This window comes from Actinokineospora baliensis, from assembly GCF_016907695.1.
Taxonomy (GTDB): Bacteria; Actinomycetota; Actinomycetes; order Mycobacteriales; family Pseudonocardiaceae; genus Actinokineospora; species Actinokineospora baliensis.
In genome coordinates this window covers 2,685,670-2,703,371 of sequence record NZ_JAFBCK010000001.1, presented here as the reverse complement: position 1 = coordinate 2,703,371, position 17,702 = coordinate 2,685,670, and the positions used below count along the sequence as shown (strand labels likewise).

Annotated in this window: 15 protein-coding genes; 2 read left to right on the top strand and 13 right to left on the bottom strand. The window is 71.9% G+C overall.

Translation table 11 applies throughout. The features are described 5' to 3' along the window. Positions 1 to 87: 87 nt before the first annotated feature. Complete coding sequence (locus JOD54_RS12920) at positions 88 to 291, top strand: cold-shock protein (protein WP_204450768.1); 204 nt, start codon at positions 88 to 90, stop codon at positions 289 to 291. A 55-nt stretch (positions 292 to 346) separates the two neighbouring features. On the opposite strand, the gene JOD54_RS12915 is transcribed toward JOD54_RS12920, so the two are convergent. The 4 genes from JOD54_RS12915 to JOD54_RS12900 all read right to left on the bottom strand — a co-directional run bounded on the left by JOD54_RS12915 (position 347) and on the right by JOD54_RS12900 (position 6,006). Beyond that, positions 347 to 2,260 (bottom strand): Calx-beta domain-containing protein, encoded by a 1,914-nt coding sequence (locus JOD54_RS12915; RefSeq protein ID WP_307859981.1) that lies wholly within the window; start codon positions 2,258 to 2,260, stop codon positions 347 to 349. Positions 2,261 to 2,503: 243 nt separating this feature from the next. Further along, positions 2,504 to 3,112 (bottom strand): LutC/YkgG family protein, encoded by a 609-nt coding sequence (locus JOD54_RS12910; protein ID WP_307859980.1) that lies wholly within the window; start codon positions 3,110 to 3,112, stop codon positions 2,504 to 2,506. Positions 3,113 to 3,931: 819 nt separating this feature from the next. Further along, the gene (locus JOD54_RS12905; protein WP_204450766.1) at positions 3,932 to 5,320 is read right to left on the bottom strand and encodes a lactate utilization protein B; all 1,389 of its coding nucleotides are present in this window, start codon (positions 5,318 to 5,320) and stop codon (positions 3,932 to 3,934) included. Continuing rightward, positions 5,317 to 6,006 carry a (Fe-S)-binding protein gene (locus tag JOD54_RS12900; RefSeq protein ID WP_204450765.1) on the bottom strand — a complete coding sequence of 230 codons (690 nt, stop codon included), beginning with the start codon at positions 6,004 to 6,006 and terminating at the stop codon, positions 5,317 to 5,319. Before JOD54_RS12900 ends, JOD54_RS12905 begins: the two co-directional genes overlap by 4 nt. A 149-nt stretch (positions 6,007 to 6,155) precedes the next feature. Here JOD54_RS12900 and JOD54_RS12895 point away from each other — a divergent pair, with 149 nt between their 5' ends. Continuing rightward, on the top strand, positions 6,156 to 8,489 hold the full coding sequence (locus JOD54_RS12895) for a Tex family protein (RefSeq protein WP_204450764.1): 2,334 nt from the start codon (positions 6,156 to 6,158) through the stop codon (positions 8,487 to 8,489). Here JOD54_RS12895 and JOD54_RS12890 read toward each other — a convergent pair. From JOD54_RS12890 to JOD54_RS12850, 9 genes are all read right to left on the bottom strand, one after another. Next, positions 8,486 to 9,388, bottom strand: a complete 903-nt coding sequence (locus JOD54_RS12890; RefSeq protein ID WP_204450763.1) for an RNA polymerase sigma factor — start codon at positions 9,386 to 9,388, stop codon at positions 8,486 to 8,488. The genes JOD54_RS12895 and JOD54_RS12890 overlap by 4 nt on opposite strands. A gap of 154 nt (positions 9,389 to 9,542) precedes the next feature. Further along, complete coding sequence (locus JOD54_RS12885) at positions 9,543 to 10,367, bottom strand: hypothetical protein (RefSeq protein WP_204450762.1); 825 nt, start codon at positions 10,365 to 10,367, stop codon at positions 9,543 to 9,545. 2 nt (positions 10,368 to 10,369) lie between these two features. Then, positions 10,370 to 10,699, bottom strand: coding sequence for an STAS domain-containing protein (locus JOD54_RS12880; RefSeq protein WP_204450761.1), 330 nt, complete (start codon positions 10,697 to 10,699; stop codon positions 10,370 to 10,372). Positions 10,700 to 10,778: 79 nt separating this feature from the next. Continuing rightward, positions 10,779 to 11,585, bottom strand: coding sequence for a phosphate ABC transporter ATP-binding protein (locus JOD54_RS12875; protein WP_372440401.1), 807 nt, complete (start codon positions 11,583 to 11,585; stop codon positions 10,779 to 10,781). 29 nt (positions 11,586 to 11,614) lie between these two features. Further along, positions 11,615 to 12,550: a sortase gene (locus JOD54_RS12870; protein ID WP_204456246.1), complete on the bottom strand. Its 936-nt coding sequence runs from the start codon at positions 12,548 to 12,550 to the stop codon at positions 11,615 to 11,617. Between the two features lie 76 nt (positions 12,551 to 12,626). After that, positions 12,627 to 14,192, bottom strand: coding sequence for a hypothetical protein (locus tag JOD54_RS12865; RefSeq protein ID WP_204450759.1), 1,566 nt, complete (start codon positions 14,190 to 14,192; stop codon positions 12,627 to 12,629). Between the two features lie 43 nt (positions 14,193 to 14,235). Continuing rightward, positions 14,236 to 14,970 (bottom strand): hypothetical protein, encoded by a 735-nt coding sequence (locus JOD54_RS12860; protein ID WP_204450758.1) that lies wholly within the window; start codon positions 14,968 to 14,970, stop codon positions 14,236 to 14,238. Continuing rightward, on the bottom strand, positions 14,960 to 15,985 hold the full coding sequence (locus tag JOD54_RS12855; RefSeq protein WP_204450757.1) for a WxL protein peptidoglycan domain-containing protein: 1,026 nt from the start codon (positions 15,983 to 15,985) through the stop codon (positions 14,960 to 14,962). The genes JOD54_RS12860 and JOD54_RS12855 overlap by 11 nt, the downstream gene beginning before the upstream one ends. A gap of 105 nt (positions 15,986 to 16,090) precedes the next feature. Continuing rightward, positions 16,091 to 17,665 (bottom strand): Ig-like domain-containing protein, encoded by a 1,575-nt coding sequence (locus tag JOD54_RS12850; protein ID WP_204450756.1) that lies wholly within the window; start codon positions 17,663 to 17,665, stop codon positions 16,091 to 16,093. Between the last annotated feature and the right edge of the window lie 37 nt (positions 17,666 to 17,702).

The following is a 17,702-nucleotide window of genomic DNA, read 5'->3' as shown; positions in this document are numbered from 1 at the left end:
GTCCGGGGTCGTCACCGCGGCGGTGGTGGCGCGGCCGGGATGTCCGCACCAGCGGTCACCCTCCAGCAGGACGGCTAGGAGATCAGCATGGCCCAGGGCACCGTCAAGTGGTTCAACTCGGAGAAGGGGTACGGATTCATCGCCCCCGACGACGGCGGCGCCGACGTGTTCGTGCACTACTCGGAGATTCAGACGACCGGTTTCCGGACGCTGGAGGAGAACCAGAAGGTGCGCTACGAGGTCGGTCAGGGCTCCAAGGGCCCGCAAGCCACCGGCGTGACCGCGGTCTGAGCGATCACGACCGAACGGGCCCCGCTCCGGAGATCCGGAGCGGGGCCCGCGCACGTCAGGCCGCGCAGGGGTTGCCGGTGCTGTTGAGCGTCGTGCCCTTCACCCCGACCTTCGCCTCACCGAGCACGACCGTGCCCAGCGTGGTGTCCAGGGCGAACGCCTGGCGGGTGTACTCGCCGTTGACGGTCGTGGTCGCGTTGATCCGCAGCTGACCGACGACCAGCGGGATCACCAGGGTGCCGCTGCCGACGGCCACGGTGAGCCCGTTGACCCGCAGCGACGCCACGTTCGACGAGGCGCTGAACACCGGGGTGAGCACCCCGCCCGCACCGGCGGTGCAGGTGAAGCCCGCGGTGGCGGTCACCGCGCCGACCTGGATGTTGGCCAGGCCGAGCAGGCTGATCGTGGTGCTGCTGACGTTGGCCGTCGACCGCGCCCCGTCACCCGCGGCCGGCACGGAGGCCTGGTTGTCCGGGATGAGGTCGGTGGTGGCGTCCACGTCACCGGTGATCACGGTCAGGATGCCGTTGGGCAGGCTGGCGTTGATCAGCGTCTTCGTGTCCTCCGCGCACGGGTCGTTGGCCGAGTTGGCCACCGCCGCCGACGCGCCGATGGCGTTGAGGATGATCAGCTTGGCCGCGGTCGCCTGGCAGGTGTAGCTGCCGTTGCGGTTGCCGTCGGCGATGGTCGCGGTGCCGGTGGCCCTGACGATCCCGGCCCCGGTCGCGGCGGAGAGCACGACTTGGAAGGTCTCGGTCGGTTCGTCGAGCAGGTCCGGCAAGACCGGCACCGCGATGGTCTTGGTCGTCTCCCCCGGCGCGAAGGTGAGCGTGCCGGAGACCGGGGTGAAGTCGGCGAGGGTGGCGGTGCCCGCGACGGTCGCGTAGTTGACGGTGACCGGCGAGGTGGACGCCGCGTTCAGCGTCACCGTGAACACCGCGGAGCCGACGGTGAGCAGGGTCGGTTCCTGCACCGTGACGTCGTTGATGGACAGGCCGAGCACCCGGATGGTGCTGGTCTGCACGTAGCCGAGCGAGACGCCGTCGACGAGGTAGTCGACAACGCAGGTGTAGTTGCCGGGGGCCGCGCTCGGGCTGACCGTGATGGTCTCGGTGAAGGTGGCCGCCTGCCCGCCCGCGACCGAGGCGCTGCCGACCGGGGTGGTGCTGACCGACAGCTCCGGCGCGCAGGAGGTGACGGTCGGGCTGACGGTCGCCTTGATCCCGCGCAGGCCGTCGACCAGGGCCTGCGGCACGCCCGCCGAGGAGACGTTGTTGATCAGGCTGCCGCCGGTGGCGTTGACCAGGGCGGTGGCCTGTTTCTTGCTGTCGAGGCCCGCGGCGTTCACCGCGATCACCCGGACCCTGGCGGCCTGCAGCACGGCGATGGCGTCGTCGAGGGTGTAGCCGCCGCTGGGGTCGTGCGAGGGCGCGTCACCGAACATGGCGATCACCCGGGTGCTGCCCGCGCGGAAGTTCACCGCCCCGTTGGCCAGTTGGTAGAGGGCGTTGATCTGGTCCTCGGGGAAGTCGTAGCCGCCACCGGCCACCCACTGGGTGGTGGCGGTCTGCACGAGGCCGACGTCCGCGGTGAGCTGCTGGTTGACCCGGAACGGGACGGCGTCCTTCATGTCCTTGAACTCCGCGACGCCGAAGCGCGCGGTCGGCTGTTCGCTGAGCACGGAGCCGGTGATGCTGCCGATGTTGGCCCGCACGTTGGCGATGGCCGCGCCCATGCTGCCGGTGGTGTCGGCGAGGAACACCACGTCCGGGTTGTTGGGGATGGTCGGGGTGGTCACGACCTTGGTGATGGTCGTCGACGCGCCCGGGGTGAGCACGACGTCCACCGTGGAGGGCACGACACCCGGTGGCGCCGCTGTCGCCGGGGTGGGGGCCAAGCCGACTGTCGCAAGGGAAACGGCGAGAGCGAGAGCGAGCGGCGTCCCGGCCGGATTTCGCAGTAGGCGCACAGGTCCTCCTATCGGATGGCGGTTCCCCCCATCCGATCGTGGGCGCGGCGCAGCCAACTCGCCAATGGGTCGACGGGCAGACCACTAATCCGGGTATCACCCCGCATACCAACGGGTGACGCGGTGGCCACTGTGGACCACAGCCCGTGCTGTCCGGCGCGACAGTGTCGAGAGTGGACCACACCGATCGGGCGCGCGGGCTGCACCACTGTGGACACTGCGACGCGCAGTCACGTCAGTGGCTCACGAACCCACGATGAGCACCAGCAGGGTGCGCGGCCCGTGCACCCCTTCCACCCGGTGGAGTTCGATGTCGCTGGTGGCCGACGGCCCGCTGACCCAGGTGACCGGCGGCGGCACCGAGAGGACCTGGGGCACGGTGCCGACGACCCGCTCGGCCCGCACGACGCAGATGTGCCGGTCGGGGATGAGCGTCAACGCCCGCCGCCCCTGGTCGCGGCCGAGCACCAACGACCCGGTCTCCGCCACCGCCGCGGCGCACTCGGTGATCACGGCATCGCAGTCGTCGAGCTCAGCGGTGGTCAACGGCGGGCTGTCACCCCGGAACTCGACGTCCACCCCGGACAGGTACTCCCCCGGTAACCCCGGCGGCACGACCAGCGACCGGATCCCCCACTCCCGGACCACCCGCCCCACCTCCCCGGCGACATCAGCGCCACCGGGGACCCGGCGGACATCAGCCCGGTAGTCCGCCACCCGCCCCGCGAACAACCCCACGACGTCGGTTCCCTCGGGCAACTCGCGGCGGTAGTCGCGCGGGACATCGACCCGCTCACGGCGCGGACCCAGCGCGGACCGGATCCGCGCCAGGACCTCCTCACGAGCGTCCACAACACACCTCCTTGCTCCCGAAACCCGCCCAGCCACACTGCCCCGCACCGACGGCGGCCTGCTTGGTCACCACCGCCACCGCATCGACGCCCACGACCCAACCGGCGCGAACCCAGCGCCGCCCGAGCCCGGGCCTCTTCACGGGCGCCCATTGGCCGCCCAGGCAGCGAGCCCGACCCGTGGGCCAAGGGCCCAGCGCGGACCAGGCCCGCGCCAAGATCCCCTCACGAGCCTCCACAGCCTCCCTGCTATCGAAACCCGCCCAGCATCAAAATCCACGCTCCGGCCGACCTCCGCCCGGCGCGATCCCAGCGCCGACCGAGCCTGGGCCTCCTCACGGGCGCCCGTTGGCCGCCCCAGGCGGCTCGTCGCTTCGCGCCTTGCGACCGGGTCTGCGGTGGTGCGGTGGGCTCGATGGGGCGAACCTGTTTTGCGCGGGGCCCCTGCGCCGCCCGTGGCAGGACCGCAAAGCTGGGGCCGAAAAGCATGGCCCTGCAGCGCACAACGCTACGGACGCCGCCACCCCACGCAAAACAGGTCCGCCCCATCGAGCAGTGGGTGGGCGGCTTCCGAGTGTCCAGTGGTTGGGCTGGCGGGGCTGGCTCGGTGCGGAAACGGAGCCGCGCCAAGAACTCCTCACGAGCATCCGCAGCACGCCTCCTCCCGACTCGTTCACGCCGCGCAGGTGCCCACAGCACGCCCCTCCCGATACGGTCACCGTCGCCCAAGGCGCCGTACGGAGGACCGCGAGCGATTCGGCGGCGAACCGAGATCGCCCGATGTGGGTCTGGCGCGGGCCGGGGCCGAGCCAGCACTTCCTCATGGGCTGCCCTCCCTTCTCCGCCACCACTCACGGAACGACTCGCCCTCCGGCGCGGGCAGGTCGCGGGTGTGGGTCCACTTGCGCCAGGGGCCGGGGAGCCGGGCGAAGCGGGTGGCCAACGGGACGAGGCGGCGGGCTAGGGCGAATCTTCGGGGGGTGGTCAGGGTCCAGGCGGCGGCGCGCATGGTGGATTGTTCGGTGGCGGGGTGGGCGACCTTGGTCCGCAGGTGCACCAGGGCGCGGGGGATGTCGATCTTCACGGGGCAGGCGTCGAAGCAGGCGCCGCACAAGGTGGAGGCGTAGGGGAGGCTGTCGGCCACCGGGTCGGGGCCTCGGAGTTGGGGGGTGAGGATAGCGCCGATCGGTCCGGGGTACACCGAGCCGTAGGCGTGGCCGCCGGTGCGTTCGTAGACGGGGCAGACGTTGAGGCAGGCGGAGCAGCGGATGCAGCGCAGGGCGTCTCGGCCGATCTCGTCGGCGAGGGCGGTGGTGCGGCCGTTGTCGAGCAGCACCAGGTGGAACTCGCGGGGACCGTCGCCGGGGGTGGTGCCGCGCCAGATGGACGTGTACGGGTTCATGCGTTCGCCGGTGGCCGAGCGCGGCAGCAACTGCAGCATGACCTCCAGGTCCGCCTCGGTGGGGATGACCTTCTCGATGCCGACCACGCTGATCAGGACCTCCGGCAGGGTCAGGCACATCCGCCCGTTGCCCTCGGACTCCACGACCACCAGCGACCCGGTCTCGGCGACGGCGAAGTTCGCGCCGGAGACCGCGACCCGGGCGGTGAGGAACTCGCGGCGCAGGTGCGCGCGGGCGGCCGAGGCGAGCGCGACCGGGTCGTCGGTCAGGTCTTCGCCCGCGCCGGGCATCTCGCGGCGGAACAGGTCGCGGATCTGGGCGCGGTTGCGGTGGATGGCGGGCACCAGGATGTGCGACGGCCTGTCGTGTCCCAGTTGGACGATCAACTCGGCGAGATCGGTTTCCACGGCGGTGATCCCGGCGGCGGCGAGCGCCTCGTTGAGCTCGATCTCCTGGGTCGCCATGGACTTGACCTTGACGACCCCGTCTGCCCCCGCCGCGCGCACCAGTCCGATGACGATCCGGTTCGCCTCCGCCGCGTCGCGCGCCCAGTGCACGGTGCCGCCCGCCGCCGTCACCCGCTCCTCCAGTTGGAGCAGGTACGTGTCGAGGTCGCGCAGCGCCCGGTCCTTGATCGCCCGACCGGCCTCGCGCAGCTGTTCCCAGTCCGACCGCTCGGCCACGACCGCGGCCCGTTTCGCCCGGATCGTCGCTGTCGCGGCCCGCAGGTTCGCCCGCAACTGCGTGTCCGCCAACGCTTCGCGCGCCGCTTCGGGGAACGGCGGCATCCCCAGCCAGACGCTCATGGGGCGCTCGCAAGGATCTCGGCGACGTGCATGACGCGGGTGCCCGAGCGCCACCGCGAGAGCAGGCCGCCCACGTGCATGAGGCAGGAGTTGTCCACCGCTGCCACGACCTCGGCCCCGGTGGCCAGCACGTTCCTGGCCTTGTCCGTGCCCATGGCCACCGAGGTGTCCGCGTTCTTCACCGCGAACGTGCCGCCGAACCCGCAGCAGTGCGTGGCGTCCGGGAGGTCGATCAGCCGCAGGCCCCGGACCGCGCGCAGCAGGGCCGTCGGCCGGTCGCCCAGGTCGAGCAGGCGCAGGCCGTGGCAGGTGGGGTGGTAGGTGACGCGGTGCGGGAAGGCGGCGCCGACATCGGTCACGCCGAGGACGTCGACCAGGAACTCGGTCAGCTCGAACACCGGCGGTGACTGGCCGACCAACTCCGGGTAGTTCTCCCGGACCATGGCGACGCAGGAGGCAGACGGGGACACCACGTGGTCCAGACCGGCGAAGTCGCCGAGGAACTTGCGCGCCAGGGGGACGCACTCGCGGCGGTACCCGGTGTTGAAGTGCGCCTGGCCGCAACAGGTCTGCCCGGCCGGGAACACGACCTCGTGCCCGAGCCGCTCCAACACCCGCACCACGGCCTTGCCCGCGGCCGGGAACAGCGCGTCGTTGAGGCAGGTGAGGAACAACCCGACCCGCATACCTCCTCCTCTCGTCGGGACCTTTATCCCACGACCGGGCCGCGGCCGCGCCGAGTTGTCCACAGGGCGCGCCCCTGCCACCCGCGCCCGGTGCCGGTCCGCAAGAATGGGTACGGGCAGTGACCGGCAACACGTGGGAGCGAGACGCGATGACCGCACCAATCCACCAGCGCATCGCCGAGGAACTCGGGGTGCGCGACCGGCAGGTGACCGCCGCCGTCGAGCTGCTCGACGGGGGCGCGACGGTGCCGTTCATCGCCCGCTACCGCAAGGAGGTCACCGGCGCGCTCGACGACACGCAGCTGCGCACCCTGGAGGAGCGGCTGCGGTACCTGCGCGAGCTGGAGGAGCGGCGGACCGCGGTCCTGGACTCGATCCGCGAGCAGGGCAAGCTCGACGACGCGCTGACCGCGCAGATCATGGCGGCCGACTCCAAGGCGCGGCTGGAGGACATCTACCTGCCGTACAAGCCGAAGCGGCGCACCAAGGCGCAGATCGCCCGCGAGGCGGGCCTCGAGCCGCTGGCCGACCAGCTGCTCGGCGACCCGGCGCACGACCCGCGCGAGGTGGCGGCCGGGTTCGTGGACGCGGACAAGGGTGTGGCCGATGTGGCGGCGGCGCTGGAGGGGGCGCGGTCGATCCTGGTCGAGCGCTTCGCCGAGGACGCGGACCTGATCGGCGAGCTGCGCGAGCGGATGTGGCAGCGGGGCGTGCTGGCGTCGAAGGTCCGCGAGGGCAAGGAAGAGGAGGGCGCGAAGTTCTCCGACTACTTCGAGTTCTCCGAGCCGTTCGAGCGGCTGCCCTCGCACCGGATCCTGGCGATGCTGCGCGGTGAGAAGGAAGAGGTGCTCGACCTCAACCTGGAGCCGGACCCCGACGCGGACCCGTCGCCGCTGGTGCGCAGCGACTACGAGATCGCCATCGCCGCCCGGTTCCGGGTGTCGGACCAGGGCCGCCCCGGTGACAAGTGGCTCTCGGACGCGGTGCGCTGGGCCTGGCGCACGCGGATCCTGGTGCACCTGGGCATCGACCTGCGCTCGCGGTTGCGGCAGAACGCCGAGGACGAGGCGGTGCGGGTGTTCGCGATGAACCTGCGCGACCTGCTGCTCGCCGCGCCGGCCGGTACCCGGGCGACCATGGGGCTCGACCCCGGTTTCCGCACCGGCGTGAAGGTCGCGGTCGTCGACGCGACGGGCAAGGTCGTGGCCACGGACGTGATCTACCCGCACGTGCCGCAGCAGCGCTGGGACGAGTCGCTGGCGAAGCTGGCCCGGTTGGCCGCCGAGCACCGGGTCGAGCTGGTCGCGATCGGCAACGGCACCGCCTCGCGCGAGACCGACAAGCTGGCGGGCGAGCTGATCAAGAAGCACGCCGAGCTGCGGCTGACCAAGGTCGTGGTGTCGGAGGCGGGCGCGTCGGTGTACTCGGCGTCGGCGTACGCGGCGCAGGAGCTGCCCGGGATGGACGTGTCGCTGCGCGGCGCGGTGTCCATCGCGCGGCGGCTGCAGGACCCGCTGGCCGAGCTGGTGAAGATCGACCCCAAGTCGATCGGCGTCGGGCAGTACCAGCACGACCTGTCCGAGGTGAAGCTGTCGCGCTCGCTGGACGCGGTGGTCGAGGACTGCGTGAACGGCGTCGGTGTCGACGTCAACACCGCGTCCGCGCCGCTGCTGACCCGGGTGTCGGGCATCGGGGCGACGCTGGCGGAGAACATCGTGTCCCACCGCGACGCCAACGGTCCGTTCCGCAGCCGCAAGGGGCTCAAGGACGTGGCCCGGTTGGGGGCGAAGGCGTTCGAGCAGTGCGCGGGCTTCCTGCGGATCCCCTCCGGCGACGACCCGCTGGACTCCTCGAGCGTGCACCCCGAGGCGTACCCGGTGGTCCGCCGCATCCTGGCCAGCACCGGTGGCGACCTGACCGCGCTGATCGGCAACTCGCCGAAGCTGCGGGCATTGCGCGCGCAGGACTTCATCGACGACACCTTCGGCCTGCCGACGGTCACCGACATCATCGCGGAGCTGGACAAGCCGGGCCGCGACCCGCGCCCGGAGTTCAAGACCGCGACCTTCGCCGACGGGGTGGAGAAGCTCGGCGACCTGCGCCCCGGCATGACCCTGGAGGGCGTGGTCACCAACGTCGCCGCCTTCGGTGCCTTCGTCGACATCGGCGTGCACCAGGACGGCTTGGTGCACGTCTCGGCGCTGTCCAAGAACTTCGTCAAGGACCCCCGCGAGGTGGTCAAGTCCGGTGACGTGGTCCGGGTGAAGGTCTTGGAGGTCGACATCCCGCGCAAGCGGATCTCCCTGACCCTGCGCCTCGACGACGAACTACCCACGCCGGGTGATCCCGGTCAGCGCCGCGACAAGCCGCGCCCCAACCGCGCCCAGGGCGACCGGTCCCAGGGCGGGCGCCCCAAGCCCGCCGCCGCCCCGGCCAGCGGTTCCCTGGCGGACGCCCTGCGCCGCGCGGGGTACAAGGGCTAGCGGTCGACTGAGATCGAGTGCGGGCCGTCGCCGCCGACCAGCGGGTCCACCGCGATCGAGCCCTTGGGCGCGGTGGTGGTCGGGGTGGCGGACCCGGAGGTGGTGACGGCCGGGAGTTCGATGGTCGTGGCGGGAACCGCTGATTCGGGCGGGATGGCGTCGTGCGGGACCAGCGACAGGACCGCGGTGAGACCGAGGGTGAGCGCCAGGGTCATGGCGGTCTTGAGGAGCAGGTGGCGGCGCGGGTCCACCGGCGCCCAGGCGGGGTCGTCGGTGGAGGGCTGCGGGTCGGAGAGCAGCACCGCGAGCACGGCCAGCGGCGCGGTGAGGCGGCTGGACAGTTCGCGGCAGTGCGGGCAGCGGCGGAAGTGGCGGTCGACCGCGGTGGGCGCTGTGGTCGACAGGCCGGGGCAGTAGGCGTGGGCGACCAGGTGCGTGTGGACGGCGTCGGTGAAGGTGGTGCGGGCGCGGCGGGCCAGGCGGGCGGCTTGGACGGGGCTGACGTCCAAGGCGTGGGCCAGGTCCCGGGTGGTGAGGCCATCGCGCAGGGTCAGTTCGAGGATGGCCAGGGTGCGCGGGTCCATGGTCGCCGCGGCGTCCCAGACGAGCTGGGTGGCTTGGACGGCGGTGGTGTGGTCGGCCTGGTGGTCGTCGGCGAACAGGTCGGGCAACTCGACCATGGGGACATCGCGGCGGATGTGATTCAGCGCACTGCGGAAGCCCGCGCTGAACACCCGGGCCCTGGTGCGCCCGGAGCCCGCGCGCCCGGCCAGCCGCTCGGCCAGGTCCCGGTCGCCGACGAACCGCTCCAGGAAGGCCGCGAGCTGGGCGGACACCGCCGGATCACCAGCGCTCGCGCGCACGCCGGGGGGTGCGTCGGTGGGGTCGGTCGGGCGCACGGCTGGCCTCCGCGGAAGGGTTTTCGCGTTGGGGTCGGGCTCAGACCGTAGTCCCTAGCGCAACCCCTCCGGCCGATCGGCGGATACCGGGACCACCCGAAGGGGCTACCGAGGGTGAAACCGCGACTCAGGGTGATCGAGTTCGAACCCTCGGTCAACCATCCACAGAGGACGCGAGCAGCTCGGCCACCGCCGTGTGCCCGTGGTGCCTGGCCACCTCGACCGGCGAGCGGCCGCCGTGGATCGGGTGCCCCTCGATCCCCGGATCGGCCTCGACCCCGTGCTCGAGCAGCAGCGCCACCCGGTCCCGCTGCCCGGTGGACGCCGCCCACAGCAGCACGTCGTGCAGCATCCGCCGGGTCGACGGCGCCATGGTCCACGGCGGCTCGCCCCGCCCGAGGCCGAACTCGAACAGCAGCCGCAGGTGCGCGTCGTCGGAGCGGAACTGGCAGTTGTAGAGCGCCTGGCTGTCGTTGGGGCTGGCGCCTGCGGCCAGCAGCAGGCGCGCCAGCGCCAGACCGGCCGGGTGCGGTGGCTGATCCCCTTCGCCACGGCCGAAGCAGCCGGTCACCGCGGTGAACGGCGACGAGAGCCCCTCCCACAGGTACCCGGAGTTCGGGTCCGCCCCCGCGTTGAGCAACTGCTGCGCCACCCCGACCGGATCACCCACCCCGAGACGGCCGTAGGTCAGGTACAGCAACGGTTCCCAGTCGAAAGGACCGGTCTGCGCGACCGCCACCGCCGGGTCCGCGGCCAGCCACTCCCGCACCCGCTCCGGGTCGCCCAGCACCACCGGGACCGCGAACGAGGCGTCGACGATCGACGGGTGGTCGACCAGCAGCCGCGACGCGTGCGCGATCCGCTCCGGACCATCGGCGCCGTAGGTCAGGCAGGCGTGCGCGAGGAACTCGGCGGCGGGGTCGGCGAAAGCCGTGATCCGGTGCGGGGAACGGGATCCGGGATCGGCTGCGGTCGGCACGGTCAGGCTCCGGAGGTGGTGACTTTGAGGTGGGTGTTCATGCCGTTGGCGTCGAGCACGCGCGACACCGCGGCGGAGACGTCGACCAAGCGCAGCCAGCCGCCCGTGCGCTCGAGCCTGCGCTGGGCGGCCAGCAGGGCGTTGAGGCCCGCGCAGCCGAAGAACTGCGCGTCCGACAGGTCGACGATCAGGCCCGGTTTGCTGCTGCGCTGCTCGGCGACCGCACCGAGCAGGAACCGCTCCAGGATGCCCGCCGCGACCAGGTCCACCTCGCCGCCGATCGCGACCAGCACCACCCCGGGGGCCGGAGCCGGGTCCAACCGAAGATCCACCACACCCCCACCGCGAACCGTGCCGGACACCCACGCTACCCGCGCCGACCGGCCCGCGACGACCCCACGATCGGGTTGATCAGCCGAACCGGCCGTTGACGTAGTCGGAGGTGCGCTGGTCGTTGGGCGAGGTGAAGATCTGCTGCGTCGGCCCTGCCTCGACGATCACACCCGGGGTGCCCTGCTCGGCGAGGAAGAACGCGCACTGCTGCGAAACCCGGGCCGCCTGCTGCATGTTGTGCGTCACGATGATGATCGTCACCTCGTGGCCGAGCTCGGCGATCGTCTGCTCGATGCGCCTGGTCGAGGTCGGGTCCAGCGCCGAGCACGGCTCGTCCATGAGCAGCACCTTGGGCCGCACCGCGAGCGAGCGGGCGATGCACAGCCGCTGCTGCTGCCCGCCGGAGAGCGCGCCACCCGGCTGGCGGAGCCGGTCGCGGACCTCGACCCACAGGCCCGCCTTGGTCAGGCACTGCTCGACCAGGTCGTCGCGCTCGGAGCGGGCGACCTTGAGCCCGGTCAGCTTCAGGCCCGCGATCACGTTGTCGTAGATGGACATCGCCGGGAACGGGTTGGGCTTCTGGAACACCATCCCGATCTGCTTGCGGGCGTCGGTGAGCTTGCGGCCCGGGTCGTAGATGTCGACCCCGGAGAGCAGGACCTCGCCCGCCAGCGAGGCGCCGGGGATCAGCTCGTGCATCCGGTTGAGGGTGCGCAGGAACGTCGACTTGCCGCAGCCGGAGGGGCCGATCAGCGCGGTCACCGACCCGCCGGGCATCAGCAGCGACACCCGGTCGAGGACCTTGCGGTCGCCGAACCAGGCGGACACCTCGCGCGCGTCGATGCTGGCCCGCTCGGCGCCGGGCACGGGCAGGGGGCTGGTCATCACGCTGGTCATTCGGGGGTCCTCTCCGGTCACATCAGGTTGGGCAGCAGGGCGGCGGTGTGGTCGGCGAGGGTGAGCGCGACGGCGCCGACCACCGGCACCCCGATCACCCAGGCCTGCCACCGGCCGACCCGCTGGCGCACGTACACCGCGCCGACCCCCGCGGCGGCGAGGATCAGCGTCCACAGCGCGACCGGTACCAGCGCGGAGCGGTCGCCGACCATGGCGCGCTCGTTGTCGGGCACCGCGAACGCGGGCAGCTGCCTGGTCTTGGCCTGCACCTCCGACACCAGCTTGGCGTCGACCCGGATGACGTCGGTCGGCAGGAAGTAGGACCCGTCCGCGGTGGCCAGGGTCAGCCGCCCCTCGCCAGCGGGGGCGACCCGCTCCTTGTCGTTGACGCGGCGCACGCCCTGCACCATGTAGCGGTGCTCGCCCTGGCCGGTGGTGACCACGATCTCGTCGCCCTGGCGCAGCTTGTCGATCTGGGCGAACGGTCCGCCGTATGCCGCCTTGCGGCCGTAGATCAGGCTCGTGCCGGACTGGCCGGGCAGCGGCGTGTTGCGCACGTGCCCCGGCCCGGACTTCAGGGTGCGCGCGGAGGTGCCCTCGAGGACGACCTCCTGCAGCCGCAGCCGCGGGATCTCGATGATCGCGACCGGGGTGCCGCTGTCGAGCAGCCTGCCGTCCTCGGTCAGCCCGGACACCGGCGCGGTCGCCTTGGCCAGGTCGGTGCGCAGGGCGTTGTAGGCGGAGTTCTGGTCGCGCTCGTGCTTGAGCGCGCCGAGGAAGACGAGCTGGGCGACGAAGCACAGCAGCACCGCGCCGAGGATGGCCACCATCTGCCCGGCCAGCAGCAGTGCGGGCCGTTCCGGCCGGTACTTCCCTTCCAGCAGGCCCAGCTCCGGCAGGCCCGATGGCGGCAGGCCCGGTGGCGGCGGGGCAGGCGGGGGTGTGTCGAGCATGGTCACCCTGGTGTCCTCTCTCGGGCGGCCGGTGCGCGCCGCGGGTCACCCCGCGGCGCGCACCGGTCGGCGGTCATCAGCTCTCGGTCGGCCACTCGCTGGGCGCACCGGCGGCGCGACGACGACGGGCGGCGACGAGCGCGAGGGCGCCGAACCCGATCAGCGCGGTACCGGCAAGCAGGCTGAGGCCCACGGACGCACCGGTGCTGGCGAGGCCACCGGTGCCGCTGGTGCCGGAGCTGCCCTGCGGGGCGGGGTCGGTGGTCGTGGTGGTGCCGCCACCGGGCGCGGTCGTGGTGGTGGTGCCACCGCCGGGCAGGGTGGTCGTGGTGGACGACGGGTTGGTGGTCGTCGTGCCGGTGCCCGGCGCGAGCTTCCAGCGCACCCCGTCCGCCGCGGCGAAGAACTCCAGCTTGACGTCGTACCAGCCGAGGTCGAGCTGGCCGAAGGCGTCGACGCAGCGCAGTTCGACGGTGTAGGTGCCCGGCGCGATGGTGACGTTGTTGTCCTTGGCGATGTCGGCGAAGCCCCAGGTCTGGGTGCCGGTGAAGGGGTCGCTCATGGACATGTCGGTCTCGGTGGCGACCGCGCCGGGGAAGCCCTTGAGCCAGTCACCCGGGCCCTTGACGTTGATCAGGTATTCCTTGGTCGACTTCGGGCACGGGCCGTCGGTGAAGTAGGTCGGCGGGGTCTCGTTGGCGGCTCCGCTGGTCTTGCTGGGGGTCAGCGCGCCGAGCCGGACCGGGCCGGACGGGGTCGTGGTGGTCGCCCCACCCGTGGTCGTGGTGGTCGTCGGCTTGACCGTCGTGGTCGTGGTGGTGGTCGTCGTCGGCTTGACCGTGGTGGTGGTGGTCGTCGTCGGCTGCACCGTGGTGGTCGTCGTCGTGGGCGCGACGGTCGTCGTGGTGGTCGTCGGCTCGACGGTCGTGGTCGTGGTGGTGGTGGTGGTGGTGGGCTCGACCGTGGTCGTGGTGGTGGTCGGCTCGACGGTCGTGGTCGTCGTCGTGGGCTCGACCGTGGTCGTCGTCGTGGTCGGCTCGACCGTGGTGGTCGTCGTGGTCGGCTCGACCGTCGTGGTCGTGGTCGTCGGCACCACGGTGGTGGTCGACGTGGTGGTCGGCGGGATGGTCGTGGTGGTGGTGGTGGTCGACGACGTGGTGGTGGGGTCCGCCGGGTTGCGCACCTGCCAGTGCGTCGGGTCGACGAAGTAGAACTTCTTGGTGAACGTGCCGGTGTCGACGCCGCCGAAGCCGTCGCGGCAGAACACGACCGCAGTGAACTCGCCCGCCTGGATCGTGGTGCTGTTCTCCAGCGCGATGTCCTTGAAGGTCAGGCCCTGGGTGACGCTGATCGGGTCGGTGGTGGAGAAGCCGACGTCCGAGATCGGGGAACCGACCAGGCCCTTGGCGAACCCGCCCGGCCCGTAGATCCACAGCGTGTAGCCGTCGGAGTCCGGGGTGCACGGGCCCTCGGTCGTCCAGGTCGGCGCGTCGGTGTCCAGACCGAGCTGCTTGCTGACGGTCAGCGTCCCTAAGGTCGCCGCGGGCGGTTCGGCCTGGCTGGTGCCCGCGGCGAGCACGATGCCCACCGCGGCCGTGGTGAGGACCGCCGCGCCTGCCGCGATCAGTTGGCGCTTACGCATGAGTTCACTGCCTCCAGTTCGTGAGCTGCGGCCGGGTTCGGCGTCACTCGGTTTCGGACTCGGTGGTGGTCGCGGGTCCCCGCCTGCGGATTCGGGCGCCGATGGCCGCTGCCACGACCAGCACCGCCACGCCACCACCCAGGTAGAGGAAGGTGTTGGAGCTCGACCCGGAGCGGTCGGGCTCGGCGACGTCGGCAGGGGCGGCCCCCGGCTGCGCGACGTCGGAGGGCTGCTGCCCCGGGTCACCGGCCTGCGGCGCGGGTGCGGCGCCGGGCTCCTCGGCACCCAGCCCGAGCTCCGGCGGGACGATCGGGTCGGTGTTGCGCGCCGGGCCCTTGGCCGCGCCGACGGCCGCGTAGCGCCCGGCGGCCGGGATGTCGATCGAGGCGGTGAAGTCGCCGAAGTTCTGCTGGGAGAACGCGTCGACGCAGCTGAGCGTGATCTCGTAGCGGCCCTGCAGCGTGGTGTTGTTGTCCTTGGCGTAGTCGCTGAAGGTGTTGGCGACCGGGACCATGAACTCCTTGTCGTGCGACATCAGCACGTCCGAGGTCGGCACCACGACGACGTTGTCCAGGCCGTGGCCCTTCATGGTCGCGATGTAGCCGGTGGCGCCCTGCGGGCAGCCCTTCTCGGTCTTGAGCCGCACGGGGACCTGGTCGACGCTCTCGCCGGGGGTGACCAGCAGCCCGCCGATGCGCTCCGCCGACGCCGTGCCCGGCAGGAACAACCCGAGTACCACCGCGACGAGCGCGGCGAACAGGACGCGACTAGACCGCATGTTCCACCTCCGGCAGCGGTTCCGGCTCGACCACGGGCCGCGCGCGGCGTTGGCGCCTGCGCCACAACAGGAACAGCACCAGTGCGACGACCAGGAGCACGAGGATGAGCAGCAGCCACGGAACGGCGACGGCGGTGACGCTCGCGTCGACCGCCTGCGCCTGGGGCTGCGGGCCTGGCGGCGCGACCGGATCGATGTGCACCAGCGCGTCGAGCCAGCCCGCGGGCAGCACGCCGGACACGACGGTGCGCACGCGGAAGGTGTTGCCGGGCAGCAGTTCCGGCAGGTCCGCCAGGTTCTGCGCGGCGGTCCCGGAGCCCCAGGGGGTCTCGACGGTGACCGTCTGCTTGCCGCCGAGGCGGACGTTGCCGGAGTTGCGCACGGTGTACTCGACGACGGTGTCGCCGCGGCCGAACAGCGAGTGCTCGTAGTCGGCGGAGAGGTCCTCGATGCTCAGCTTGGGCATGAGGTCACCGGAGACGCGCAGGTACACCCGGGCGCCCACGCGCTGCTCGACGGCGACCCGCTGCCCCTCGGCGTTGGTGGCCTCCGTGACCAGCGCGGCCACGATGCCGCCGACGTGGTCGCCGGGGGTGGCGTTCTGCGGGATGCTCAGCCGGAACGGCACGATCTTGGTGGTGCGACCGGGGACCTCGACCTGGCCGGAGTCCACGGTGACCCAGGCGCCGACGTCGACCGACTTGGCATTGGAAGCCAGCAGGTCGAATCCGCCGTCGGGGGTGTTGAACGCGTCGTTGGGGTAGAGCTTGAGCGAGAGCGGGTCGTTGGACACGTTCGACACCGCGACGTGGTCGACCACGACCGCGCCGGGTGTCGCGCTGTAGCTGAAGTTCGGGCGGTTGTCCGGCGCCTGGGCGGTCGCCGGGCGCACGCCGAAGGTGGCGGGTGCTGCCGCGGCGGCGGTGGTGGCGTGCGCCGGGACCAGTCCGGTCAGCCCGGTGCCCAGCAGCGCCAGCAGACCGGAGAGCACCGCACGGCGCCAGATCCGCTTCATGGTCAGTCCTTAGTAGAGGGTCAAGGGGTGTGGGGCGGACCGGGTACCTGGCCCGGTCCGCCCCACTGGCTCGATCGAGGTCGATCAGCCGGTCTCGGGCTTACCTCAGATGGCGGTGAGGGTCAGCAGCGCCGAGTAGGTGCCCGCCACGGTGGAGGTGGGGACGTTGAGGGCGAGGTCGGCCGACAGGTTCGCGGTGCCGTTGCCGCCGAGGGCGGCGGCGGTGGCGAGAACGCGGGCGGCGGCCAGGCCGAGGCCGTTGGGCGCGGTGGCACCCGGGGCGATGGCGTTGGCCGGGTTGACCTGCGCACCGACGGCGATCACCTGGGGGGCGGACTTGTCGACGAGCTTCGGGGTCCAGCCCAGGTTCGCGCCGTTGATGGAGTTGGCGCCGTTGACGAAGTCGGACACCTGGCCGGAGACGTTCCAGCCCGGGTTGCCCGCGCGGGTGTCGGTGACCTTGATCGGGTTGAGCGAGCCAGCGGTGGTCAGCAGCGAACCGTCGGCGGCCATGACCGGGGAGGGCAGGACCACGTTCTGGTTGGCGACGCTGATGAGCAGCTCACCGGCGAGCACGGTGGTGGTGATGTTCTGCGACGCGGTCACACCGGCGAACGGGGTGACCTCGAGGGCGACGCCCAGCGAGACCGAGGGCTCGTAGGCGGCGGCGTTGGTGGGGACGAAGCGCGCGGTGAAGTTGTGCGCGCCCACCGCGAGGGTGGAGGTGGTCAGCGAGGCCGCACCGGCGGACACGGCGACCGGGTTGCCCAGGGCGTTGGCACCGTCGAAGAACTGCACCGCACCGGCGGCCGCACCCGGGTTCACGGTGGCGGAGAGGGTGACGGGCGAGTACGCGGCGGCGGTACCGCTCGGGGTGACCGCGAGGGCGGTCGTGGTGGAGACGGCCGCGGGGGCGTTGACCTGGTAGGTCACGGCCGACGAGGTGGAGGTGACGTAGCCCGCGCCCGAGAAGGAGGCGGTCAGCGAACGCGCACCGGTGGGCAGCGCGGTGGTGGAGAGGGTCGCGACACCGCCGACCACGGTCACCGGGGCACCGAGGTCGCCTGCGCCGTCCTTGAACTGGACGGTGCCCGCGGCGGTGGCCGGGGTGACGTTGGCGGTCAGGGTCACGTTGGTGCCCGAGACGACCGGGGCGGCCGGGGTGACCGAGAGCGCGGTGGTGCTGGGGTTCTGCACGGCCGGGTCGCTGTCGCGCCACGCGGTGGCGGAGGTGAACCAGATGTCGCGGGTGAACGCGCCCTTGTTCTCGGCGGCGAACTGGTCGACGCAGTAGGCGGCGACGGTGTACTTGCCCGGGACGATCGTGGTGGCGTTGTCCACCGCGATGTCCTTGAAGGACAGGCCCTGGACGATCGGGAAGCCGCCGCTCTGCGAGAAGCCGACGTCGGTGACGGGGGTCGCGGTGAAGCCCGCGTCCCACGCACCCGGCCCGTAGACGAACAGGCTGTAGCCGTCGGAGTCCGGGGTGCAGCCCGCGGACGTGGTGAAGGTGGGGGCGTCGGTGTCAAGACCGGAGGTCTTGTTGATGCTCAGGGTGCCCAGGTTTCCGGGGGGCGCCGCCGCGGCGGCGATGCCCGCCGCGCCGAGGGTGGCAGCGGTCGCTGCCGCGAAGGCGATGGCCCCGCCGACCAGCCTGCGGGTGAAGACGTTCGTACGCACTGTTGTGCAAACCTTCCGTGATCAGGTAGCGCGAAGA